This window comes from Variovorax sp. YR752 (assembly GCF_943372545.1).
Map to the genome: position 1 here is coordinate 1 of NZ_CALRZC010000333.1, position 6,656 is coordinate 6,656.

The following is a 6,656-nucleotide window of genomic DNA, read 5'->3' on the forward strand; positions in this document are numbered from 1 at the left end:
ATCAACGAGATCAACGACGGCCGCGACAAGATCATCACCATCGAGGACCCGGTCGAATACCAGCTGCGCGGCGTGGTGCAGATCCCGGTCAACGAGAAGAAGGGCCTGACCTTCGCGCGCGGGCTGCGCTCGGTGCTGCGCCACGATCCGGATCGTGTGATGGTCGGCGAGATCCGCGACGCCGAGACCGCACAGATCGCCGTGCAGGCGGCGCTGACCGGCCACCTCGTCTTCAGCACCGTGCACGCGAACACCTCGTTCGACGTGATCGGCCGATTCATGCACATGGGCCTGGACCTCTACAACGTGGTCTCGGCGCTCAACGGCGTGCTCGCGCAGAGGCTGCTGCGCATGAGCTGCATCCATTGCCGAACGCCCTTCATCCCGCCGCGCGAGCTGCTGCAGCGGCTGTCGCTGGAGGCCGGCCATCCGTTCGCGCGCGGCAGCGGTTGCGGCCATTGCCGAGGCACGGGCTACCGCGGCCGCCGTGCCATCGCCGAGCTGCTGCTGCTCGACGACGAACTGCGCGACCTGATTGCCGAACGTGCACCGATGGGCCGCATCAAGGACGCGGCACGCCAGCGCGGCCTGCGCACGCTGCGCGACGCGGCCCTGGCCGCCGTCTGCAGCGGCGACACCACCTTCGAGGAGCTCGACCGTGTCACTCTCTCTGCTTGACCGAACCCGGCCTGCTGCTGCGCCTGCGCCCGCCCCGAGGCGCCGCTGGTTCCCGACCGCACGCGAACCCGTGCTCACGCTGTTCCTGCAGGAGCACGCGGCCTGGGGCTACGCGCCGGGCGACCAGACGGCACGGCGATATGCATCGAGTGACGCGTGGCTGCTCGATCACGCAGGATGCAGGCTGCGCCTGGTGCTGTCCACCGCCTTGACCCACCAGCTGGTGGTGAACGATCCGGCGCTGCCCCTCGAAGACATGGAGGCCCTGCTGGCCTGGGCGCGCCACCAGTTCGTCCACTACCACGGTGCCGCGGCACAGCATTGGCCCGTGTCGGCGTGGCTCAACGGCGAACAGCGTGGCGCCAGCGCTGTGCACGGCATCGACCTGGACGCGCTGGTGCGCCGCGCCGGCGCGAGCGGCGTGCAGGTGCGCTCGGTGCAACCCTGGTGGGCGGTGGCCCTGCAGGCCGCGACGCTGCAGGCGCCGACGCTGGCACTCGCGGAGGCGGCCGAGCTGTGGATCGTCGAAGGCGCCCGGGTCACCCGCGTGCGCTGCGGCCGCGGCCGCGTGCGGCAGATCGAGCAGCATTGGCTGGTGCAGCCGGAGCCGGCGGAACTCGCCACGCTGATCGCTGGCGCGGGCGTGCCGGCGCAGAGCTGCTGGCTGCTCGGCTACGGCCTGCGCCCGGGCGATGTCGACGTGCATGGCGTTCGTGTCCTCGGCGCGCTGCACGAAGAACACCCGGCGCCGCACTGGCTGGGCGCCTGAGCATGGCGTGGTCCTTTGCCGCGGTCACGCGCTGGCCGCAGCCCGACTTCCTGCCGCGGCCGGCGCGACCGCCGCTGCTCGCGTGGGCCGCGCTGCTGTGCATGAGCGGGGTGCTGGCGCTGGCGGTCGACGAGTGGCTGGTGCTCGAGGCGGCACGCGACGAGGTGCGCGCACAGATCGAACGGGTCCGCCCGGCCGACGAGCGCCGTGCACTGCGCGCCGGATCACGCGCCGGCGCGACGGGCGCGCAGCCCGCGCGCGGCGCTGCCGAAGCCGCGCAGGCGCTGTCTCGCGCGATCGAGCACCCGTGGCGCACGCTGTTCGAATCGAGCGAGCGGCATGCTGCGGCGGGGCTGCGATGGCTGCGCCTGGAGCATGACGCCGAGCGTGGCGACGTGCGACTGGCAGGCACGGCGCCGGATCGTCGTGCCGTGCTGAAGACGCTGGAGGCGCTTGCCGCCGATCCGGGCTGGGACGATGTGCTGCTGCTGCGCATCGAGGCACCCGCGGCCGGTGAGAGCACCGGCGAAGGCGTGCGCTTCGAGTTGCGAGCCCGCTTGGCAGGCGCGGTGGCGGCCGACGTCGCGCGAGGAGGGCGCTGATGCCGGCGATCACCCTGCCGCGCTGGACCGTCGGCGCGCCCGCGGTGATGCGCCGCCGGCTGCAGCGCGAGGCACGCCGCTGGGGGCTGCCCGGTCTGCTGGCCGGCGTGCTGGGCGCGGCGGCGCTGTGGCTGCTGGCGATCGAGCTGCCGCGTGGCGAAGCCGCCCTGCGCGAGGACGAAGTTCGCTGGATCGAGGCACGCGCGGCGCGGGTCGCTGCACAGCGGCGCACGGCCGCCACGATGGGCACCGACGCGGCGCACCCGGCGCGACGCTTCGTCGCCGCCTTCCCCGCCGTGCAGGAGCGCCATCGCCGCATCGAGCGACTGCTCGCCATGGCCACGGTGATGGGGCTGCAGCCCCGGCGTGGCGACGTGCGCGACGCGCCCGGCGGTGCCAGCGGCCTGGCGCGTGTGCGCTTCGTGATGCCGCTGAACGGCGGCTACGAGTCGCTGCGGCGCTATGTCGATCTCGCGCTGCGCGAGGACCCGGCGCTGACGCTCGATCTGCTGCGCATCGAGCGGCCCGACGGCCAGCAGGCCGAACTGCGCGTCGAGCTGCAGTGGTCGCTGTGGATGCGTCCGGCGCCGCCCGCGGTGGGCGGAGGCCCGCGGTGACGTGGCGCGGCTGGATGTGGGTTGCGCTGCTGGCCACGCTGGGCAGCTCGGCCTGGCTGTCGGGCGAAGCGCCCGACGAGGACATCGGCCTGGCCAGGGAGTCGGCAGGCGCGGGCGCATCGCCGCGACCGACGGCGTCGCCCTCGCGGGTGGCCGACGCAGCCTGGCCGGCGCCGCCGTCGCCGCGTGCGAGCGCGCCCTGGCCGTTCGACGCCGAGCGGGCCCAGGCCTGGGTCGTTCCACCGCCCCCACCCCCACCACCACCTCCGCGGCCGGTGCCGCAGGCACCCGTGGCCGCCGCTTCGGCGCTTCCGCAGCCACCGCAGTTTCCGTATGCACTGGTCGGCCGCGTCGACGACGGCACGGCCGTGCACGCGCTGCTGTCCAGCCCCACGCAGACGCTGGGCGTCAAGGCGCAGGACGTGATCGACGGCCAGTGGCGCGTCGACAGCGTCGATGCGCGCGGCCTCACGCTCACCTGGCTGCCCGGCGGGCAGCGCAAGACCGTCGCCTTCCGCTCCTCATGACCCGACCCCTGTTCCGCCTCCTGTCCATCCTCTCCGTGCTGCTGGCCGGCTGTGCCACGGTCGTCGGCGACGCGGAGCGCCTCGCGCAGGCCGGGCAGCCCGAACAGGCCGTCGAGCTGCTCGCCAATGCGCTGCGCGAGCGACCCGGCGACCTTGAACTGCGTGCGGCGCTGGCGCGGCAGCGCGAGCTGGCGCTGGCCCGGCTGGCGAACCAGTTCGAGGCGCATCGCGCTGCCGGCCGGCTCGATGCGGCGCGGGTCGCGCTGGGCCGGCTGCAGGCGCTGGACGCCGAGCATCCGCGCAGCCTCGCCGCGCGTGCCGACCTCGAGCGCGCCGAGCGCCATGAACGCTGGATGGGCGAGGCGCGCGAGGCCATCGCACGCGGCCATGACGACGAGGCCGAGGCCCGCCTGCGACCCTTGCTGGCCGAGGCGCCGGGGCACCCGCAGGCGCGCTCCGAACTGCTCAGGCTGCGCGAGCGCCGGCGGCCCGCGGCGGCGCCGGCCTCGCTCGGACCGGCGTTCCAGAAGCCGGTGACGGTCGAGTACCGCGACGCGCCGCTGCGTGCCGTGCTCGAGGGCCTGGGCCGCACGCACGGCGTCAACTTCGTGTTCGACAAGGACGTGCGTGTCGACACCAAGGTCAGCATCCTGCTGAAGGACGTGGCCATGGACGACGCGCTGCGCGTCATCCTCGGCACCCAGCAGCTCGACCGCAAGCTGCTCAACGACAGCACGCTGCTGATCTACCCGAACACGCAGGCCAAGCAGCGCGAGCACCAGGAACTGGTGACACGCAGCTTCTTCCTCGTCAACGCCGACGTGAAGCAGGCGCAGGCGATGGTGCGCACGCTGGCCAAGACACGCGACCTGTTCATCGACGAACGGCTCAACCTGGTGGTGATCCGCGACACGCCGGAGGTGGTGCGCCTGGTCGAGAAACTGCTCGCCAGCCTGGACCTGCCCGAACCCGAGGTGATGCTCGAGGTCGAGGTTCTGGAGATCAGCAGCAACAAGCTCGACGAGCTGGGCCTGCAGTGGCCGGAGCAGATTTCCTACGGCCTGCCGCCGGGCAAGGCGGGCGAGGTGCTCGAGGTCACGCGCGGCAACCGCGACCAGCTGCGCGCCAGCGTCGCCAACCCGGCGCTGGTGGCCACGCTGCGCGAGACAGTCAGCCGCGGCAACACGCTGGCCAACCCGCGGCTGCGTGCGCGCAACCGCGAGAAGGCGAAGATCCTGATCGGCGAGAAGCTGCCGGTGTTCGCCAGCACGGCGGCGACGGCCAACGTTGCCGGCACGACCACGGTGACCTACCTCGACGTCGGCATCAAGCTCGACGTCGAGCCCAGCGTGCAGCTCGACAACGACGTGGTCATGAAGGTCAACCTCGAGGTCAGCACCCTGATCGCCAAGGTGGCCGGCCCGGCCGGCTCGGTCGGCTACCAGGTCGGCACGCGCCAGGCCAGCACCTCGCTGCGCCTGCGCGACGGCGAGACGCAGGTGCTGGCCGGGCTGATCCGCGACGACGACACCAAGGGCATCAGCGGCCTGCCGGTGCTGGCCGACCTGCCGCTGGCCGGGCGGCTGTTCGGCGTGCACACCGACCAGCGCGTGAAGAGCGAGGTGGTGCTGCTGATCACGCCGCGGGTGCTGCGCAACTTGCCGCTGCCCGATGCCGATGCGTTGACGGTGGCGGCCGGCATCGACACCAGCCCGGGCGCCGAGCCGCTGCGCCTGCGCGGCAAGGGCCGGATGTCGGTGCCGCCGGCCGGCGCGGCAGCCGCTGCGGCAGCCCGTGCTGCTGCCGGCGCGGCCGGTGCCGAAGGGCAACGCGGCGGCACGCTGGTGCTGTCGACCAGCGGCGAAGTGCCTGCCGGCGGAACCGCCTCCGTCACGTTGCAGAACCGCAGCGCAGCGATCGTCAGCGGCGAGCTTCAGTTCGACACCCGGCTGTTCCAGGCCGCACAGGGGCAGACGCCCGCGCCGGGCCGCATCCCGTTCACGCTGGCACCGGGGGCGGAGCAGGTGGTGGTGCTGCGCGCATTGGCGGAAGCGGCGGGGCAGAACTCCGAGGTCAGCGTGGTCGGGCTCGCGGCGCAGAAGCCCGGCGGCGAGCCGCTGGCCGTCGAGGTGCAAGGGGACGGTGCGCTCGGCGTCGCCGCGGCGGCGAAGGCGACACCGCCATGACCGGCAAGCGAGCGAGCCTGCAGCGCGGCTTCACGCTGGTCGAGATGCTGGTCGTGGTGGCCATCGTCGGCATCCTCGCCGCGGCGGCGCACCCGGTGCTGGAGCTGAGCCTGCAGCGCAGCCGCGAGATCGAGCTGCGCCAGTCGCTGCGCACGCTGCGCGAGGCGATCGACGCCTACAAGCGTGCGGTCGACGACAAGCGCGTTGCCGCGGCGCCCGACGCCAGCGGCTACCCGCCGTCGCTGCAGGCGCTGGTCGAGGGCGTGCCCGACCTGCGCGCGCAGGATCGCAGGCTCTACTTCCTGCGCCGCCTTCCGCGTGATCCGTTCGCCGACCCGGCGCTGCCGGCGCAGCGCACCTGGGGCCTGCGCAGCTACGACAGCGCGCCCGAGGCGCCGGCGCCCGGCCGCGACGTGTTCGACGTCTACTCGACCAGCGAGCGCAACGGCCTGGACGGCACGCCGCTGCGCGAATGGTGACGGCGATGCAGCCCTCGCCACGCCGCGGCGGTTTCACGCTGATCGAGCTGATCGTCGTGATGGCGATCGTCGCGCTGCTCGTCTCGATCGCCGCGCCGCGCTACTTCCGCAGCGTCGACCGTGCACGCGAGCACACCTTGCGCACCTCGCTGGCGGTGATGCGCGACGCCATCGACCAGCACCTCGCCGACCGCAGCCGCTACCCGGATTCGTTGCAGGAACTGGCGGACCGACGCTATCTGCGCGAGGTGCCGGAGGATCCGCTGACCGGGCGCCGCGACAGCTGGGTGACCTTGCCGCCGCCGCCGGACTCGGCCTGGGGCGGGGCGGTCCACGACATCCGCAGCGGCGCGGCGGGGCGTGACGGCGAGGGCAGGCTGTATGCGGACTGGTGAGTTCGGCTTCACCTACCTGTGGCTGCTCTTTCTGGTCGCCATCAGTGCCGCACTTCTGGCCGTCGCCGGGCAGCGCTGGAGCCACACGGCGGCGCGTGAACGCGAACGCGAGCTGCTGTTCCGCGGCGGCGAGATCGCCGCGGCGATCGGCTCCTACCGCGCGGCCGGTGCAGGGGCGGGCCCGCGCAGCCTGGACGACCTGATCGACGACCGCCGATCACCGGCATTGAAGCGCCACCTGCGCCGCGTCTATACCGACCCGTTCACCGGCCGCGCCGACTGGGAGCCGGTGCTTGCCGACGACGGCAGCTGGCGCGGCGTTCGCAGCCGATCCGGGGCGCCGGCGCTGATGCTGCCGCTCGACGCCGAGCGGCGTGAGCCAGGGGGCGGAGCGCGCATCTCC

At 73.3% G+C, this 6,656-nt stretch carries 9 protein-coding genes; all 9 read left to right on the plus strand.

What is annotated here, in order from left to right; all coding sequences use genetic code 11:
• A partial coding sequence (locus AAG801_RS39185; protein WP_341893280.1) for an ATPase, T2SS/T4P/T4SS family occupies positions 1–678 on the plus strand: 678 nt, incomplete at its 5' end.
• The gene (locus AAG801_RS39190; protein ID WP_341893281.1) at positions 659–1,447 is read left to right on the plus strand and encodes a hypothetical protein; all 789 of its coding nucleotides are present in this window, start codon (positions 659–661) and stop codon (positions 1,445–1,447) included. The genes AAG801_RS39185 and AAG801_RS39190, both read left to right, overlap by 20 nt.
• 2 nt (positions 1,448–1,449) lie before the next feature.
• Positions 1,450–2,049: a hypothetical protein gene (locus AAG801_RS39195; RefSeq protein ID WP_341893282.1), complete on the plus strand. Its 600-nt coding sequence runs from the start codon at positions 1,450–1,452 to the stop codon at positions 2,047–2,049.
• Positions 2,049–2,666: a hypothetical protein gene (locus tag AAG801_RS39200; protein ID WP_341893283.1), complete on the plus strand. Its 618-nt coding sequence runs from the start codon at positions 2,049–2,051 to the stop codon at positions 2,664–2,666. The genes AAG801_RS39195 and AAG801_RS39200 overlap by 1 nt, the downstream gene beginning before the upstream one ends.
• Entirely contained in the window at positions 2,663–3,193 is a 531-nt protein-coding gene (locus AAG801_RS39205) for a hypothetical protein (protein WP_341893284.1), read from the plus strand. The genes AAG801_RS39200 and AAG801_RS39205 overlap by 4 nt, the downstream gene beginning before the upstream one ends.
• Positions 3,190–5,379, plus strand: a complete 2,190-nt coding sequence (locus AAG801_RS39210; RefSeq protein WP_341893285.1) for a secretin N-terminal domain-containing protein — start codon at positions 3,190–3,192, stop codon at positions 5,377–5,379. The genes AAG801_RS39205 and AAG801_RS39210 overlap by 4 nt, the downstream gene beginning before the upstream one ends.
• The gene (locus AAG801_RS39215; protein WP_341893286.1) at positions 5,376–5,858 is read left to right on the plus strand and encodes a type II secretion system protein; all 483 of its coding nucleotides are present in this window, start codon (positions 5,376–5,378) and stop codon (positions 5,856–5,858) included. Before AAG801_RS39210 ends, AAG801_RS39215 begins: the two co-directional genes overlap by 4 nt.
• Positions 5,852–6,253, plus strand: a complete 402-nt coding sequence (locus AAG801_RS39220; RefSeq protein WP_341893287.1) for a prepilin-type N-terminal cleavage/methylation domain-containing protein — start codon at positions 5,852–5,854, stop codon at positions 6,251–6,253. Before AAG801_RS39215 ends, AAG801_RS39220 begins: the two co-directional genes overlap by 7 nt.
• On the plus strand, positions 6,240–6,656 hold a 417-nt coding region (locus tag AAG801_RS39225), incomplete at its 3' end, for a hypothetical protein (RefSeq protein ID WP_341893288.1). The genes AAG801_RS39220 and AAG801_RS39225, both read left to right, overlap by 14 nt.

Bases quoted from the DNA above. Each gene is read 5' to 3' on its own strand.
- AAG801_RS39195 (WP_341893282.1), top strand. From the start codon at position 1,450: ATGGCGTGGTCCTTTGCCGCGGTCACGCGCTGGCCGCAGCCCGACTTC.
- AAG801_RS39200 (WP_341893283.1), top strand. From the start codon at position 2,049: ATGCCGGCGATCACCCTGCCGCGCTGGACCGTCGGCGCGCCCGCGGTG.
- AAG801_RS39210 (WP_341893285.1), top strand. From the start codon at position 3,190: ATGACCCGACCCCTGTTCCGCCTCCTGTCCATCCTCTCCGTGCTGCTG.
- AAG801_RS39215 (WP_341893286.1), top strand. From the start codon at position 5,376: ATGACCGGCAAGCGAGCGAGCCTGCAGCGCGGCTTCACGCTGGTCGAG.
- AAG801_RS39220 (WP_341893287.1), top strand. From the start codon at position 5,852: ATGGTGACGGCGATGCAGCCCTCGCCACGCCGCGGCGGTTTCACGCTG.